Source organism: Erwinia papayae (genome assembly GCF_058241465.1).
Map to the genome: position 1 here is coordinate 230,319 of NZ_JBZCHT010000002.1, position 15,713 is coordinate 246,031.

At 53.9% G+C, this 15,713-nt stretch carries 13 protein-coding genes and 2 pseudogenes; 5 read left to right on the forward strand and 10 right to left on the reverse strand.

The annotated features are described in order from the left end of the window. Nucleotides 1–34: 34 nt before the first annotated feature. From recC to AC3RPL_RS01090, 6 genes are all read right to left on the reverse strand, one after another. Nucleotides 35–3,412, reverse strand: coding sequence for an exodeoxyribonuclease V subunit gamma (gene recC / locus AC3RPL_RS01065; protein WP_490738658.1), 3,378 nt, complete (start codon nt 3,410–3,412; stop codon nt 35–37). A 108-nt stretch (nt 3,413–3,520) separates the two neighbouring features. Further along, on the reverse strand, nt 3,521–4,270 hold the full coding sequence (locus AC3RPL_RS01070) for an oligogalacturonate-specific porin KdgM family protein (RefSeq protein WP_490738659.1): 750 nt from the start codon (nt 4,268–4,270) through the stop codon (nt 3,521–3,523). Nucleotides 4,271–4,580: 310 nt separating this feature from the next. Continuing rightward, nucleotides 4,581–4,886: a prepilin-type N-terminal cleavage/methylation domain-containing protein gene (locus tag AC3RPL_RS01075; RefSeq protein ID WP_034938566.1), complete on the reverse strand. Its 306-nt coding sequence runs from the start codon at nt 4,884–4,886 to the stop codon at nt 4,581–4,583. After that, on the reverse strand, nt 4,879–5,331 hold the full coding sequence (locus AC3RPL_RS01080) for a DUF2509 family protein (protein ID WP_490738660.1): 453 nt from the start codon (nt 5,329–5,331) through the stop codon (nt 4,879–4,881). The genes AC3RPL_RS01075 and AC3RPL_RS01080 overlap by 8 nt, the downstream gene beginning before the upstream one ends. Then, the gene (locus tag AC3RPL_RS01085) at nt 5,328–5,930 is read right to left on the reverse strand and encodes a prepilin peptidase-dependent protein (protein WP_490738661.1); all 603 of its coding nucleotides are present in this window, start codon (nt 5,928–5,930) and stop codon (nt 5,328–5,330) included. Before AC3RPL_RS01085 ends, AC3RPL_RS01080 begins: the two co-directional genes overlap by 4 nt. Continuing rightward, on the reverse strand, nt 5,866–6,315 hold the full coding sequence (locus AC3RPL_RS01090) for a prepilin-type N-terminal cleavage/methylation domain-containing protein (RefSeq protein ID WP_490738662.1): 450 nt from the start codon (nt 6,313–6,315) through the stop codon (nt 5,866–5,868). Before AC3RPL_RS01090 ends, AC3RPL_RS01085 begins: the two co-directional genes overlap by 65 nt. 264 nt (nt 6,316–6,579) lie before the next feature. On the opposite strand from AC3RPL_RS01090, the gene ddpX reads away from it, so the two are divergent. Continuing rightward, entirely contained in the window at nt 6,580–7,143 is a 564-nt protein-coding gene (gene ddpX / locus AC3RPL_RS01095) for a D-alanyl-D-alanine dipeptidase (protein WP_034938572.1), read from the forward strand. A 47-nt stretch (nt 7,144–7,190) separates the two neighbouring features. On the opposite strand, the gene thyA is transcribed toward ddpX, so the two are convergent. From thyA to rppH, 4 genes are all read right to left on the reverse strand, one after another. After that, complete coding sequence (gene thyA, locus AC3RPL_RS01100; protein WP_261640910.1) at nt 7,191–7,985, reverse strand: thymidylate synthase; 795 nt, start codon at nt 7,983–7,985, stop codon at nt 7,191–7,193. Continuing rightward, nucleotides 7,982–8,863 (reverse strand): prolipoprotein diacylglyceryl transferase, encoded by an 882-nt coding sequence (lgt, locus tag AC3RPL_RS01105; protein ID WP_490738663.1) that lies wholly within the window; start codon nt 8,861–8,863, stop codon nt 7,982–7,984. The genes thyA and lgt overlap by 4 nt, the downstream gene beginning before the upstream one ends. A 173-nt stretch (nt 8,864–9,036) precedes the next feature. Then, a complete protein-coding gene (gene ptsP / locus AC3RPL_RS01110; RefSeq protein ID WP_490738664.1) occupies nt 9,037–11,283 on the reverse strand; it encodes a phosphoenolpyruvate--protein phosphotransferase in 2,247 nt (748 codons plus the stop codon). A gap of 12 nt (nt 11,284–11,295) precedes the next feature. Next, on the reverse strand, nt 11,296–11,820 hold the full coding sequence (gene rppH / locus AC3RPL_RS01115) for an RNA pyrophosphohydrolase (protein ID WP_034938580.1): 525 nt from the start codon (nt 11,818–11,820) through the stop codon (nt 11,296–11,298). Nucleotides 11,821–12,506: 686 nt separating this feature from the next. Here rppH and mutH point away from each other — a divergent pair. The 4 genes and pseudogenes from mutH to AC3RPL_RS01135 all read left to right on the forward strand — a co-directional run bounded on the left by mutH (nt 12,507) and on the right by AC3RPL_RS01135 (nt 15,712). Further along, on the forward strand, nt 12,507–13,193 hold the full coding sequence (gene mutH, locus AC3RPL_RS01120) for a DNA mismatch repair endonuclease MutH (protein WP_261640913.1): 687 nt from the start codon (nt 12,507–12,509) through the stop codon (nt 13,191–13,193). Between the two features lie 202 nt (nt 13,194–13,395). After that, nucleotides 13,396–14,106, forward strand: a pseudogene (locus tag AC3RPL_RS01125) (TerC family protein). 165 nt (nt 14,107–14,271) lie between these two features. After that, a complete protein-coding gene (locus tag AC3RPL_RS01130) occupies nt 14,272–14,487 on the forward strand; it encodes a YgdI/YgdR family lipoprotein (RefSeq protein WP_034938589.1) in 216 nt (71 codons plus the stop codon). A gap of 182 nt (nt 14,488–14,669) precedes the next feature. Next, a pseudogene (locus AC3RPL_RS01135) lies at nt 14,670–15,712 on the forward strand (NADP(H)-dependent aldo-keto reductase). The last annotated feature ends 1 nt before the right edge of the window (nt 15,713 follow it).

Genomic DNA, 15,713 nt, shown 5'->3' on the forward strand with positions numbered 1-15,713 from the left:
AACAGAAAAACAACAAAATAGTTATAAAATAACACTACAGGATGTCTGACTTAATGTCATTGATCTGCGCAAGAGGCAGCAGCCAGGCCTGCGCATTAGCGATTATCGCCTGCACGGTCGGCTCATCCAGCGTGCGAAACAGGCGGGCCAGACTGGGATCGCTGCCTTCGCCCTCAATCTGGGCATTTCCCTGCCAGGCCTGTAACAGCTTCATGCGCGCTTTTGCCCGGCTGGCATCATCATCAGACAGGGTCTGCGTTTTTTTATCAAAGCAGGCCTCCAGCCAGGCGCCACCTGAACGGGGCAGCAGCAGCAGCGGTGTGCACATTCCCTGTCGGTATCCTTCGACATAGCGTTGCAGCCAGTCAGCGGCCTGCTGTTCTGAGAGTGGCGGAAAACGCCACTGGCTCTCTTTACGCCCCAGCATCCTGCTCTCACCCGCTCCGCCACACAGGCAGTAAACCAGATGCTCCAGCCACAGCGTCAGCCCGTCGGTAAAATTCAGGTGTGCTGGCCGCCAGCGTAACAGGCCATCTTCCTGCACGGCCGGTAGCCAGCCATTCAGTTGCAGCCCATCTACCTGAAGATTGATTTCGAGGCTGGCGGCCGCTTTTCGCTGATGACGAATCTTTCCGGCCAGCTCTTCCATCTCGGCCTGTTGCGCCTGCCAGAACAATTCGCCATAGACACCGTAAGGCAGGGCCCCTGAGGCACGTTGCCGGTCGTATAACCATTGTGCAGGTTGCTCATCGAGCAACGCATTCAGCAGCTGATGATTCAACTGATAGCGGCTGAGATTATCCAGCACGAAGGGTTCGGCATCAGGCAGTTCGGGAGGTGACATAGTAAAACTGACGCCCAGACGCTGGCTGAAAAAGGCACGTACCGGATGACGCCAGAATCGCACCAGCTGTTCGAAATTCAGCTCGCTGATTTCCAGTGGCGGGAGAGTCTGCATAAAGGGCGGCTGCGCCACACCGCTGCCGTTTGCCGCAGGCAGCCATTCGGCGGCAAAGCTTTGACAAACGGCCGCTGGCGTGAAATTTTCGGCGGCAAAGGGCATCCGACTGTGCAGATGCTGAAGATGCTGCTCTACCGCCGCCGCGCTGCTGTCCACATCGCGATCCCGGTCATCCGGCAGACAGAAACTCTGGCTGATGTATCCCACCAGCTCACTTACCAGCACCGAAGGGAACCGCTCTGAATTATCCTGGATGCTGCGACCTATATAGCTGATATACAGCTGAAGCTGTGCTGAATTAAGCGCCTCCAGAAACAGATAACGGTCATCATCGCGACGGCTGCGATCGCCTTTTTCCGGCTGTTGGCTCATCAGGTCAAAACCCAGCGGCGGCAGTGTCCGCGGATAAACACCGTCGTTCATTCCCAGCAGGCAAACGATCTTAAAAGGAACAGAGCGCATCGGCATCAGTGTGCAGAAGTTTATCTGACCGGCAAGAAAACGCTGGCTTATCCGTTGCTGGTCAAGTCGCGATGCCAGCTCATCACGCAACAGCGACAGCGGGATCGCCTGAAGATACTGCGCCCCGATACCGTAGCTGATGGCCTGTTGCCACTGCTCTTCGATCAGTGCCAGCGCAGCTTCGGTATCGGCATCGCCAGCGAAAAAGTCATCAAGCAGCTCACGGCAGAGTGGCAACCACTGCTCCAGCGTTCGGGGTTCAGTCAGTCGCTCGCGCCAGCGGCGCAGACGCATCAGCAGCTCTGCCAGGTTCCCGGCCAGCACGGCAATCAGCCCGCTTGACTCGTCATAAGGCAAAATCCCCTGCCACAATCCTGCCTGGCTGTTCATGGCGTACCCCAGCAACATCCGCGACAAGCCAAACTGCCAGGTGTGTTGCCCGTCAGAGGGGAGATCCAGCCCCGACAGCGTGTCATCATCCAGCCCCCAGCGGATGCCGGATTCGCCCACCCATTGCCGGAGCAGCCGCAACCCCTCTTCATCAACAGAGAAACGGCTGGCCAGCGCGGGCACCTCCAGCAGAGCCAGTACTTCTTCTGAAGTAAAGCGACTGTCCGGCAGATTCAGCAGCGAGATAAAGGCCTGTAAGGCTGGATGAGCCTGGCTGGCGCGCCGATCGGAAATGGCAAAAGGCAGCCAGCGGTCCGTCGGGGCGTTGCCAAACACCGCCTGAATAAATGGCGTGTAAGCGTCGATATCGGCCACCATGACGATGATATCGCGTGGGGAGAGTGACGGATTGTTCAGCATCATCTCCAGCAGGCGATCCTGGAGCACTTCCACTTCACGCTGCGGGCTGTGACAGAGATGAATAGTGACAGACTGGTCTTCAGGATCCAGCAGCCGTTTGTTTCTGCTGGTTGCCCACTCTTGCGGATTCAGGCCAATAACCGAGTGATCCGCCAGCTCCAGCAGGTCATGTTGCAAACTTTTCAACAGGTTGGATGGCTCGATATCCACGAATGCATCGATCTCCTGGCTGGTCATTTGCGACAGCAGGTAGAGGTTATCGCGTCCGAGTTTGCCCCAGGACGCCAACAGCGGATTACTCAGTTGCTGCTCACCAGCGTCATTAAACAGCGCTGATGCGTCCGCCTGACGAAACAGTGCACTTTCACCCTGCTGTTGGTAGTGCTTCCTGCGACGGCTTTGCAGCTTCGCCAGAAAAGCATAATCCTGGATGTCTCCCCAGTAATGACGACAGGGGTTAGTGAACAGCAGATGGATATCAATATGTTTGCCCAGCGCCTGCAAAGCCTGCAAATAGACCGGCGGCAGCGCTGAAATACCACAGATAAAAACGCGGTCTGGCAGGTCTGCCGGACGTTCAGCGCTGTTTTCCAGCGCAGCGATGAAACGGGAATAGAGATTAGCCCGATGCCACTCTGGCTGGCCCAGCTGGCGGGTGTAGTCCACCAACGCCGCCCATAACGGTGCCTGCCACCGCTCGGCCTCTCCCAGCTCAAGCCTTTTACCCTTTTCCCAGCTGTTGAGCCACTCAGGTCGGTAGACCAGATACTGATCGAACAGGTCAGCCACACGGGATGAGAGCTGAAACAGTTTGCGCTGGTCTTCATCGTCGGCCAGGTAGTGTCGTAACAGGGCAAATTCATCACGCCTGAGCATCTCAGGCAGAATCGCCATCAGTTTCCAGCTCATGGCGGATTTATTGAAGGCACTCTCTTTGGGAATATCCGGCAGGACACGCACAAACATATCCCAGATAAAGGTAGCGGGCAGCGGAAAAGCGATATTGGCAGCAATTCCAAACTGTTCTGCCAGCGCAATTTGCAACCACTGCGCCATGCCGGGGCTTTGCACCAGCACCACCTCCTGCTGGAAGGGGTCCCGCAGAGGCTGGTTCTCAATTTGCCAGGCCGCCAGCAATTTCAGCAAATCCAGCTGATTTGAGTGGTAAACGGTAAACATCTCTGCTCCTGCATCCGGGGCCAGACTTTGAGCGGATACTTTACCCCGTCCGGTAATCATTGCAACTTTACCGGACGGCGTGCTTACCGTTAACGCTTCAGGCGAGGTTTATTTGAAGGTATAGGTTACCCCCAGTCTCAGGCGCAGCTGGCGTTCACTGGTATAAGCACTTCGGCCTATATCAGCAAAGGTGATATAAGGCCCCCACTCTCTCTGCGCGCCCATTGCATAATTAAATTGCAGTTCCTGCTCATAATTATCGTTGTGATTAGCAAACAGTTTGTCATCCCCGTGCATGTAGATAATTTTGTAGGTGGTGGTCAAATCATCCCAACGATAGCGGAAATAAGCATCAAAGCGGTTTACCGTTCTGTGTTTATCCAGACTACAAAAATCGTGGCCTGCGTCGCCGCACTGGCTGTCGTGAGCATAATCACTTAATTCCAGACGGTACAGCCCACCAATCGACCAGCTGTCATTAATTTTATACCAGGGTGCCACACCAAATTTCCATTCCGTTCTGGACGAGCTGAACTCTGGCTGAATAAAGGGAGACCATGACCAGTTTCCCCAGCTGTAGGTTTTAAGCAGCGTCATTTCGACAACATTAAGCACCACGTCGTTGTAATATTTATCTTTTGGACTGGGGCCACCGGTTTTAAATTTTGTCTCCACATTGAATGCCCAGTTATCTGGCAGGCTGGCACCCAGCGCTAATTTATCGTAGTGCGTCCTGTCACGCAGGCGGTAGCCATGCCGGTAATCAACCGTGACATCTTTGACCGCCTCAGCGCCTGCCTGAGGGAGAAAAATGGCGAATAATGAGAGAGAGAGTAAAAGCTTCTTTGCTATTTTCATATTATTTTCATCCATGAAAAGAGTGATCAATGACAATTTTCCCTGGACGCCAGGTTAATCAACCTGGCATCGTTGCTTTCTGTTTATCTCCGACAGAAAACCTTTATCCCGAAAAAAACTAATCGATGATAAACGGCTAAACCTTCGCGGTTTCGCCACGCTGTTTTAATTTTGGCAGCGAGAGAAAGATTACGCACTTTTACCTCGCAGAAAAAACAATCCCGGTTTTTACAAAATGGGCTGAATCAGCTGAAATAATTTTTTATCACAGGAAAATCGTAATTTATTCACATCTTACAAATTAAAAACATTATTCGGTTAACAGCTCACAGCGCAGCTGGGACAATTCCGCCTGCTGGCCGCCATGACTCACCGCGCTGGCCGTCATCATCGTGCACCCCTGCACAGGCTCCTGCTTCAGGGTGGTCTGCCAGTCAGGGGACTGATAACCCTCAAAACGTAGCCATGCCTGCCGCCAGGCCTCTCTCTGCTGCTGCTGTAGCTGAAAACCGCTGCCCAGCATCCGCTGATAATGCAACAACGCCGTGAAGCTGAGGGTGAACAACAGTAATGCCACCAGCGTCTCTGGCAAACTGAAACCGCGCTGCTTATTCATCCGGTTGACATCTCTTTTCTTCCGTCAGTGGACAGAAATCCAGCCAGCCATGCGGTACGGCTTGCAGATAGCCGTTTTCACTTCGTTGCACCCACTGCCAGAATGCAATGGTGTTGCTGCCACTGTCTGCACGCAGCAGGGCGGGTTGCGGTTGCGGTTGCGGTTGCGGTTGCGGTTGCGGTTGCTGTTGCAGCAGGCAGGCACGCCAGCCTGAAGATCCCCTCACTTTACACTGCCAACCCATCTGGTCCCCCCACTGCTGCTGCATTCCCCAGTTCAGTGCTGATACAGCCTCGCTGGATTGCTGATACCCGATACGCTCACCGGCCAGCAGGCTCAGCGAATCCTCCATTTGATGCCGGGTAGCATGAAGTAATGCCGCAGACATCAGCAGCAGGATAATCACCATGATCATTGCCCCGCTTCCCTGCTCAGCGCGATTCACAGATTATTCGCTGTCAGCCAGCTTTCCAGCATCAGTGGGGAATGCGGCGCTGCCAGCGCATAGCCGCCCAACCTGATGCGGATCTGAGCCCCAGTGCGCGACACCTGAAATTCGGTAATCGTCACGGTGGCAGGATCGTTGAGCTTTTCCCATCCGCTGCTGCTGCATTCCGTCACCCCGCGCTGCATTTCCAGGTTCCCCTGCCGCAGTCGATAACCGTAATAATCGCTTCTGTCATTTTCCACTCCCTCCCATTTGCCATTGCTGTTTTCATCCCAGCGCAGCAACAGACAGCTTCCCTGCTGCCCGAGGGTTAACCCTGCCGCGCCACACTCTCCCCGACAATAGCCCGCCCGCCGCACCGATTTTTCCAGAGTTGCCATCATCAGCCGAAGCTCTTCATGAAGTTGCACCATCAGCAACATGCGCAGATCCGCCAGCTGTAATTGCGGCAAAAACCGCGCAGCCCCGATCAGTAATACAGCGCTGATTGCCAGAGCAATCAGCATTTCCGGCAGGGTAAATCCCCCGGTTTTATGGGCAGACGTCCTGGCAGATGCGGACTCTTGCGCGTGACGAGACGATAATGTGTCGCTCACCGGCCGCATTGCTGATGACGATCCTGCCCGGTTTTGCCATATTGCTGCGACCATAGAATCCCATTCCTTCTGTCAAAGAGTGCAGCCTGATTTCCGGCCATGGCAGAACCAGCACCCGTCTGCGTGGCGAACAGTCCTCAGCCGACGGCCCGCTGCCAATGCACCACACGGCTGCGGAACGTTGCCATAACAGTTGCGGCTGATTATGCCAGTTTGCCTCGTTGCGTAACCGCAACAGAAAATGTTGGATCTGTCTGGCGCTGGTATTAAGGCGCTGTCGTTGCTGCCATTCCTGCCAGCCACACACCGCCGTCAGCGTCAGGGTGCCGGCAATCACCATCACCACCAGCAGTTCGATTAATGTAAATCCCTTTATCTTTTGCATGGCTGAAGGATGAAATGTCCCGCGCAGTGCGTCCAGTGCGGAAGACGCCCATTGCGCGGCGGCTTACAGACAAATACGGTAAAACAGAAAACAGGCAAAATCGTTGCGGCACAGGCCGCAAAATCTGCATACTGTCGCAGGGCCATAAGCGGGGCTAACCTTTTCAGTCCCCCCTTTTGGCACAGTCATGCTGATTTCCCCATCGCTTCCCCGGAAGGAATGCCCACCCGGCTGGGCAAAATAAAACGAGAGACAGGGTTTGTTATGACCGACGAATGCAATCTGATAAATCTGGCAGAAGCCTTTCCACAGCTGATTATCGATATGAAATATGCCACCGCAGACAATATCTGCGGCCAACCTGTCTATTGTGAAGATCGTTGCCTGCTGCATCCTGATGCCGCTACTGCGCTGGAGAAAAGTATCGCGATTGCGGCGCTGGCAGGGTTTTCTTTGCTTATTTATGATGCTTACCGGCCACAGCAGGCACAGCACAGCCTGTGGCAGGCCTGCCCCGATCCCCGCTGGGTTGCAGAAGTGTCACTGGGTTCGAACCATAGCCGGGGGGTTGCTGTTGACCTCACGCTGACAGACGCTGAAGGAAGGGTACTGGATATGGGAGCCGGATTTGATGATATGCATGAGCGCTCACATCCTTATTATCCGGGATTATCCCAGGAGGCACATCGCAACAGACTGTTGCTGAATGCCATCATGTTCGGCGGCGGTTTTCGCGGGATTGCCACCGAATGGTGGCATTTTGAACTACCCGATGCACAAACCTATCCCCTGCTGAGGGATCGCTTTGCCTGTTTTTCAACTTTCTGAGCGGCGACATCTTCTCAGCAGCGGCAACCTCGCCGCTGCTGACTGACTCATACCGCTACCGGTGCTTTAATCGCCGGATGGGGATCGTAGCCTTCGATCTCAAAATCCTCAAAGCGGTAGTCAAACAGTGAAGCGGGTTTACGTTTAATGGTCAGTACCGGCAGTGGACGTGGCTCACGGCTCAGTTGCAGCCGGGTCTGCTCCAGATGGTTGTTGTACAGATGCGTATCACCGCCCGTCCAGACAAAATCCCCCACCTGCAAATCACACTGCTGGGCCATCATATGTACCAACAGTGCATAGCTGGCGATATTAAACGGCAGGCCAAGAAAAATATCACATGAGCGCTGATAGAGCTGGCAGGAAAGTTTGCCGTCCGCAACATAGAACTGGAAGAAAGCATGGCAGGGAGCCAACGCCATTTGGTCCAGTTCGCCAACGTTCCAGGCAGAGACAATAATACGTCGTGAGTCCGGGTCGCTTTTCAGTTGCTGTACCACCTGGCTCAGCTGATCGATTTGCCGCCCATCGGCAGCGCCCCAGCTGCGCCACTGTTTACCATAAACCGGCCCCAGGTCGCCCTTTTCATCCGCCCATTCGTCCCAGATGGTTACCTTGTTATCTCGCAGATAAGCGGTATTGGTATCGCCATTCAGAAACCACAGCAGTTCATGAATGATTGAGCGCAGATGGCACTTCTTGGTGGTCACCAGGGGGAAACCTTCCTGCAAATTGAAACGCATCTGATGACCAAATATTGACAGAGTGCCGGTGCCGGTACGGTCATTTTTTGGCGTGCCCTCAGTCAGCACTTTTTGCATTAATTCCAGATATTGTTTCATTTTTCCTCACCCGGTTGCAGCGCACCACGACGCCGATAAGCCCAAATCATCATCACCACACCGGCAAAAATCATTGGCGTGGAGAGGATCTGTCCCATGCTGATAGCATTGTCGAACAGGCCCAGCTGCGCATCCGGCTGGCGGAAAAACTCGACGATAAAACGGAACAGACCGTAGCCAATCAGGAACAGCCCGGAAACGGCACCCATCGGACGACGTTGACGAATAAACAGGTTCAGAATGACAAACAGTACCACCCCTTCCAGCAGCAGCTCGTAGACCTGCGAGGGATGCCGCGGCAACACGCCGTAAGTGGATAACAGTGACTGCCATTCCGGATGGGTCGCCACCAGCGCAACATCTTCACTGCGCGAACCCGGAAACAGCATCGCCCAGGGGAGATCCGGTGCAACACGCCCCCACAGCTCGCCGTTAATAAAATTCCCCAGTCGGCCTGCGCCCAGACCAAAGGGAATTAACGGTGCAATAAAGTCAGAAACCTGGAAGAAATTGCGTCTGGTACGGCGGGCAAACCACAGCATCACCACAATGACGCCAATCAGTCCACCGTGGAAGGACATGCCACCGTCCCAGACTTTGAACAAATACAGGGGGTTATCAAGAAACAGCGGCAGATTATAAAACAGCACATAGCCGATACGCCCACCGAGAAAAACGCCGAGGAAACCGGCATAGAGCAGATTTTCAACCTCCTCTCTTTTCCAGCCGCTGCCGGGTTTGTTGGCACGACGTACTGCCAGCCACATCGCAAAAATAAAACCGACCAGATACATCAGGCCATACCAGTGCAGGGAGACAGGTCCGACAGAGAAAATTACCGGATCAAATTGGGGGAAAGCCAGATAGCCGTTAGTCATCTTTCACCATTCAAATTATCGCTCCTGACCGCAGGCGGCGAAGCAGATCAACCGTGTGCACACGGCGCTAAAACGAGGCGCGCATCATATCACAGCCTGAAATGACCGGACCTCGCTTAACTGTAAACTTTATTAAGCTATCAACCGTCATCCGGATTTTTCTGCCGCTGGCGCTAGCGACCGCCTCTGATCAGGCCACCCAGTCCGCGCCGCTCCATAAATGCCGCCACCTGATGACGCACCTCGGTCGCCAGCTGCGCCTGTAAACCGGCTTCTGCCAGCTTTTGCGCTTCTTCATAATCCAGATGGTGCAGCAGGTATTTTACCCGCGCCACGTTACGACCATTCATACTCAGGTGGTGATATCCCAGACCGATCAACAGCGGAACGCAGGCCGGATCGCCCGCCATTTCGCCGCACAGGCACAACTCAATCCCGGCCCTTTTAACCTCATCAGCGATGGTTTTCAGCGCTCTGAGCATCGCCGGATGCAGACTGTCATACAGGTTAGCAACCCGGGTGTTGTTTCGGTCCACCGCCAGCAGGTACTGGGTGAGATCGTTTGTGCCGACAGAAACAAAATCGACGCGATCGGCAAGATGGCCGATCATAAAAATCATTGATGGTACTTCAATCATCACCCCAATTCGCGGTCGGGGGATGGCATATCCCAGCATCTCTTCCACTTCACGCGCCGCACGTTCAATCAGGCGGATCGCTTCATCAATTTCATCAATGCTGGTGATCATCGGCAGCAGAATGCTGAGGTTATCGCTGGCCACGTTGGCCCGTAACATCGCCCGCACCTGCACCAGGAAGATTTCCGGCTGATCGAGCGTCAGGCGAATACCACGCCAGCCCAGGCAGGGATTTTCTTCGCTGATCGGCATATAGGGCAGCTGTTTATCCGCACCAATATCCAGCGTGCGCAGGGTCACGGGTTTATCAAGAAACAGTTGCAGCATCCCCTGATACTGCGCCACCTGCTCTTCTTCCGACGGAAAGCCGTTTTGCAGCATAAAAGGTATTTCAGTGCGATACAGGCCAACGCCATCCACTCTGTTTCCCAGCGCTTTTTCATGCTCAGCACTCAATCCGGCATTAAGCATAACACTGACAGGCTGACCACTTTTCAACGCGGCGGGACGCTCCACCACATCTTCCGCCAGCTTGCTCAGCTCATGTTCTTCGCTGATCAGCCGCTGATACTCCTGCACCAGCACCGGTTCCGGATCGACCAGCAACTCCCCGCGATAACCGTCGACAATCAGCAGCCGTCCGTTCAGCAGTTCAGGCTGCGCATCCACCCCCATCACCGTCGGGATACCCATCGCCCGCACCATAATCGCCGCGTGAGAGTTGGCAGCACCGTCTCTGACCACCACGCCAGCCAGACGGTCATGAGGCAGCTCGGCCAGGGTGGTGGCGGTCAGCTCATCCGCTACCAGCACAAACTGCTCAGGCCAGCTGTTAGTGCTCTGCATACTGTCGTCGAGGTGGAACAGCAGGCGCTGACCGAGAACGCGTAAATCACCGGAGCGCTCGCGCAGATAGCTGTCCTGAAGGCTGGCGAACTGTGCAGCGAACTTTTCGATAACCTTCTTTACCGCCCACTCCGCCACCGACCCGTTGTCGATTTCCGCGTAGAGATCTTTTTTCAGCCGGTTATCGCTTAACAGGTGAGAATAGAGATCGAAGATTGCCGCACTCTCTTTCTGCACGCTGGCCGTAAAACGTTTGCTGTAACGGCGAAACTCACCCGCCGCCTCATCCATTGCCAGTGAAAGCCTTTCGCGCTCACGCACCGTGTCCAGAGTGGAAGCAGCAAAAACGTTATCCAGCGAAGGCTGGGTGCTGTCCAGCCATCCGGTCGCCACCGCCACGCCGGGCGCGGCGGCCAGCGCCCGGATACGAGTCTGCCGGTACTGACCGAATAAGGCATTGAGCTGCGACTGGGAGAGAATGGTCGCCATCTGGGTGGCTAAGGTGACAAGAAATGATTCTTCACTCTCGTCAAACTGCCGGTGTTCGCGCTGTTGCACCACCAGCACACCCAGCAGCTGGCGTCGGCTGATAATAGGCACGCCCAGTAAAGAGCGGAAGCGCTCCTCTTTCACGGAAGGAACATATTTGAAACTGGGGTGACTTTGCGCATCCGCAAGGTTAATCGGTTCTGCCAAACGTCCCACCAGGCCAACGATGCCCTCATCAAAAGCCAGCGCAACGGTGCGACCACGTGGCTTTTTCAGCCCCCGGGTCGCCATCAGGTAATAGCAGCGGCGATCGTGGTCAGCAAGATAAACCGAGCACACCTCGGTTTCCATCGCCAGACAAATCTCATTGACCAGAATATCAAGTGATTCCGTTAGCCGGGGGGCCCCGGCCACTTTTTCAACTATTTCGCGCAGCTGTGTGAGCATAATGGGTCTGGCTTAACCTCGCTTTCGACGGTAGAAGGCATTTCGCTGTCCGGCACTCTCCTGCAATGGCATTACCACCCCGGCGAACTCCTTCATTACCCGACGGTAAACGTCGCGTTTGAAAGAGACAACCTGACGAACCGGATACCAGAAGCTGACCCAGCGCCAGCCATCGAATTCCGGCGTGCTGCTGGTTTGCATGTTGATATCCGCGTCATTGCACAATAATTGCAGAAGAAACCACTTCTGTTTCTGGCCGATACAAACCGGCTTTGTGTCCCAACGCACCAAACGTTTTGGCAATTTGTAGCGTAACCAGTTGCGGGTAGAGGCAAGAATGCGTACATCTTTACGATGTAAGCCGACTTCTTCGAAAAGTTCTCGATACATCGCCTGTTCTGCTGTTTCTCCGGGATTGATGCCACCCTGAGGAAACTGCCAGGAGTGCTGACCATAGCGTCTGGCCCACAATACTTGTCCCTGCCTGTTACAAATTACGATACCAACATTCGGGCGGTAGCCATCATCATCGATCACGGGACTACCTCAAACTAAAAACTCGGATGTTCTGATTGTTTCATACTCCTTACAGGTGGTAAACCACTGGTTTAGCCGTCTGTAACGCGCCACAGCAGGGATAACTTAAGATTTCAGGCAAAGTTATAAACAGAAATTCCATTTTATGGCGATCTTATTCACCTTTTCTGTGGGTAACTTTGTGCAGAACTTTGTTAACCCATGGGGAAAACTTTTTAGCCCAACGTTGACAGGATGGCACAGGACAGTCTTAAGCTGTTATTTAGCAGGGAATTATCCGAATTATTCACCTTTAATCACCGCGTTCATCATCCTGTCACAGTTACCGAAATCCGTACTGGTGAAAGATCGAACATTAAAAATGTTATCCACAGATAATGCCGTTAAGATGAGCAATAAAACGGTTAAAAAGGGTTTTAAGCCGTCAGTCAAGGCTGTAAATTGAAACAGTATTCTCGTTAACGACAAGTTATCCCATTTTTCTGTGGATAACAGGGTGTAAGATCCTGTTCATTGTCGGTGACAACTCTGGCATAACCCGATCCGGAGAGGGAGAAAGTCCCCAGGTAGCAAATAAAAAAACATGATTAATCATGCTATTATTCGACTTTTACACAATCTGCGCTATGGGATAGCCCATAACCGACAAGAGTGGTGTTTTTTTAGACGGCAACAGTGAGTGATTAATGAGCCTGACTTTCAGTCCCGTTTCGCCTCCGGAAAATGAAGCCCAGCTTCTGGAGCGCGCACAATGCCTATCCGGCCTGACGCTAAGAGAACTGGCGCAGAGGGCCTGTCTTACCCTTCCCCCCGACCTGCGCCGGGACAAAGGCTGGGTAGGCACCCTGCTGGAGCGTCATCTGGGGGCCACGGCGGGCAGTAAACCGGAGCAGGATTTTGCCGGAATCGGCGTGGAGCTGAAAACTATCCCGATTGATGCGCAGGGACGCCCTCTGGAGACAACCTTCGTCTGCGTGGCCCCGCTGACCGGCAACAGCGGTGTGGTATGGCAGACCAGTCATGTGCGTCACAAGCTGGCAAGGGTGCTTTGGATCCCGGTGGAAGGCGATCGTGGCATTCCGCTCGGCGAACGCCGGGTAGGGTCGCCGCTGCTGTGGAGCCCGAATCAGCAGGAAGAGATGCAGCTGCAACAGGACTGGGAAGAGTTAATGGATATGATCGTGTTGGGTCAGGTCGAGCGGATTACCGCACGCCATGGCGAAGTGTTGCAAATTCGTCCCAAAGCCGCGAACAACAAAGCCCTTACCGAAGGGATTGGTGAAAATGGCCAGCCGATTATGACGCTGCCACGCGGTTTTTATCTGAAGAAAACCTTTACCGCCCCCCTGCTGGCGCGCCATTTTCTGCTGTAACGCGGCTCTGCGCCGGCCTGAACTCCCCTGATGAACAGCCAGCAGCCGCGACGCTGAAAGCCGTGTGGCGGTGAGTCCACCATTTGCAGAGCCGCGCAGGCAAACGGCCGGCAACCAGACGGAAGTGTAACGCGCATATAGCTTATGTACGCCGGGTTGAGTATCCTCTCCGTTTAACTTTCGTTTAGGATGTTACCTTTGTATGTTTGAGTGGATTGCCGATCCAAATGCCTGGCTGGCACTGGGTACGCTAACAATTCTGGAGATCGTTCTCGGAATTGATAATATTATTTTTCTCTCTCTGGTGGTGGCAAAACTGCCTGAACATCAGCAAAATACGGCACGTCGCCTCGGCCTGACAGGGGCAATGCTGATGCGTCTTGCTCTGCTGGCCTCTATCGCCTAGGTGATCCGCCTGACCACTCCCCTGTTTACCCTGATGGATCACAGCTTCTCCGCACGCGATCTAATTCTGCTGTCAGGCGGCCTGTTTCTGTTATGGAAATCCAGTCAGGAGATCCACGAAACGATAGAAGGGAGCGAGGGGGAGCATAAAACCCATGTCCACTCGTTTGCCGGTGCCATCGTACAAATTATGCTGCTGGATATCATTTTCAGCCTTGATTCGGTGATCACGGCGGTAGGCCTGTCCGATCATCTGATTATTATGATGGCCGCCGTGGTGATTGCGGTACTGATCATGATGCTTGCGGCCCGCGGCATCGGTGAATTTGTCGAGCGCCACCCGTCGGTAAAAATGCTGGCGCTGGCCTTCCTGATCCTGGTCGGTTTTACCCTGATTCTGGAAAGCTTCAATATTCATATTTCTAAAGGCTATATCTATTTCGCCATGTTCTTCTCGATGGCAGTTGAGTGCCTGAATTTATTAAGAAATAAAAAAAATCCTGCCTGACTCCCACTGGCCGGTCATCCGGCCAGTAGTGATTTCTGAAATATCACTTTACGAAAAAAGTCAATAGTACCCCATGCTTACAGCGCATTTTCGGAGTGTTGAGATTAACGAATTGTGCTAAATGCGTTATTAATAAATAACAGTAACAGGCAATGGGAGCTGAGTATGAAGTGGATGTCTGGCGCGGTGGCGTTGGTGCTGGTTATGCTGGTCAGTGGATGCAGCAGTGATTATGTGATGGCGACGAAAGACGGCAAAATGATCATGACCCAGGGTAAACCAGAAATTGATAAAGAAACCGGTCTGGTGAAATACACCGATAATACCGGCCATATTTTACAAATTAACGGCGATGAAGTGTCATCCATTGTCGAACGCTGAAATCTGTTCTGCCACCCGCAGCGCACATTCGGGTGGCACGACCGCACTCACCGATCAATCCCCCCTTCCCCCTGTTGCTCCCGGCAGTTATAGTCAAATGCCTGATCGGCCCCACCTCACTGCATGATGGGGTGAGCTTCAGGTTCCAGACCTTTTAATAATGAAAAAAAGGAAGCCGGCAAATGCACTATCACCGTATCCCCCACAGCACCCTTGAAGTCAGCAGTCTGGGGCTGGGCACCATGACTTTTGGTGAGCAGAACAGCGAAGCCGATGCCCATGCTCAGTTAGATTTAGCGCTTCGTTCAGGGATTAACCTGATTGATACTGCCGAAATGTATCCGGGGTCCCCCCACGACCTGAAACGCAGGGCCTGACCGAAAAATACATCGGTAGCTGGCTGAAGGCGCGCGGTAATCGTGAAAAGATTATCCTGGCCTCAAAAGTGGCCGGACCGTCTCGCGGGGCGGACGCCTCTATCCGCCCCGGCCAGGCGCTGGATCGTAAAAATATTCGCGAAGCACTGGAAGCCAGCCTGAAGCGGCTGAATACCGACTACCTCGACCTCTATCAGCTGCACTGGCCTCAGAGACAGAGCAACTGCTTCGGTAAACTGAACTATGAGTACAACGACAACAGCGTTCCCGTGACCCTGCTGGAGACGCTGGAAGCCCTGAATGAACAGGTGCGGGCCGGTAAGATCCGCTACATCGGCGTTTCCAACGAGACGCCGTGGGGCGTGATGCGCTATCTGCAACTGGCAGAAAAACACGAGCTGCCGCGCATCGTTTCCATCCAGAACCCCTACAGCCTGCTGAAACGCAGTTTTGAAGTGGGTCTGGCAGAAATCAGTCAGTTTGAAGGTGTGGAACTGTTGGCCTACTCCAGCCTGGCGTTCGGTACGTTGAGCGGAAAATATCTGAATGGCGCCAGACCGGCAGGCGCACGTAACACGCTGTTCAGCCGCTTTACCCGCTACAGCGGTGAGCAGGCTCAGCTGGCGATTGAGGAGTACGTGGCGCTGGCGAAACAGCACGGCCTTGATCCGTCGCAGATGGCGCTGGCATTCGTTCGTCAGCAACCCTTTGTCGCCAGTACGTTGCTGGGTGCCACCACAACCGAGCAGTTACAGATCAATATCGACAGCTACAACCTGACGCTGGACAATGAGGTATTACAGCAGCTGGAAGCAATCCATCGCCGCTATACCTTCCCGGCCCCCTGAA

What these genes read in the sequence shown, in the direction of transcription:
- recC (WP_490738658.1), bottom strand. Translation starts at nt 3,412, where the DNA reads ATGTTTACCGTTTACCACTCAAATCAGCTGGATTTGCTGAAATTGCTG.
- AC3RPL_RS01070 (WP_490738659.1), bottom strand. Translation starts at nt 4,270, where the DNA reads ATGAAAATAGCAAAGAAGCTTTTACTCTCTCTCTCATTATTCGCCATT.
- AC3RPL_RS01075 (WP_034938566.1), bottom strand. Translation starts at nt 4,886, where the DNA reads ATGAATAAGCAGCGCGGTTTCAGTTTGCCAGAGACGCTGGTGGCATTA.
- AC3RPL_RS01090 (WP_490738662.1), bottom strand. Translation starts at nt 6,315, where the DNA reads ATGCAAAAGATAAAGGGATTTACATTAATCGAACTGCTGGTGGTGATG.
- ddpX (WP_034938572.1), top strand. Translation starts at nt 6,580, where the DNA reads ATGACCGACGAATGCAATCTGATAAATCTGGCAGAAGCCTTTCCACAG.
- thyA (WP_261640910.1), bottom strand. Translation starts at nt 7,985, where the DNA reads ATGAAACAATATCTGGAATTAATGCAAAAAGTGCTGACTGAGGGCACG.
- lgt (WP_490738663.1), bottom strand. Translation starts at nt 8,863, where the DNA reads ATGACTAACGGCTATCTGGCTTTCCCCCAATTTGATCCGGTAATTTTC.
- ptsP (WP_490738664.1), bottom strand. Translation starts at nt 11,283, where the DNA reads ATGCTCACACAGCTGCGCGAAATAGTTGAAAAAGTGGCCGGGGCCCCC.
- mutH (WP_261640913.1), top strand. Translation starts at nt 12,507, where the DNA reads ATGAGCCTGACTTTCAGTCCCGTTTCGCCTCCGGAAAATGAAGCCCAG.
- AC3RPL_RS01130 (WP_034938589.1), top strand. Translation starts at nt 14,272, where the DNA reads ATGAAGTGGATGTCTGGCGCGGTGGCGTTGGTGCTGGTTATGCTGGTC.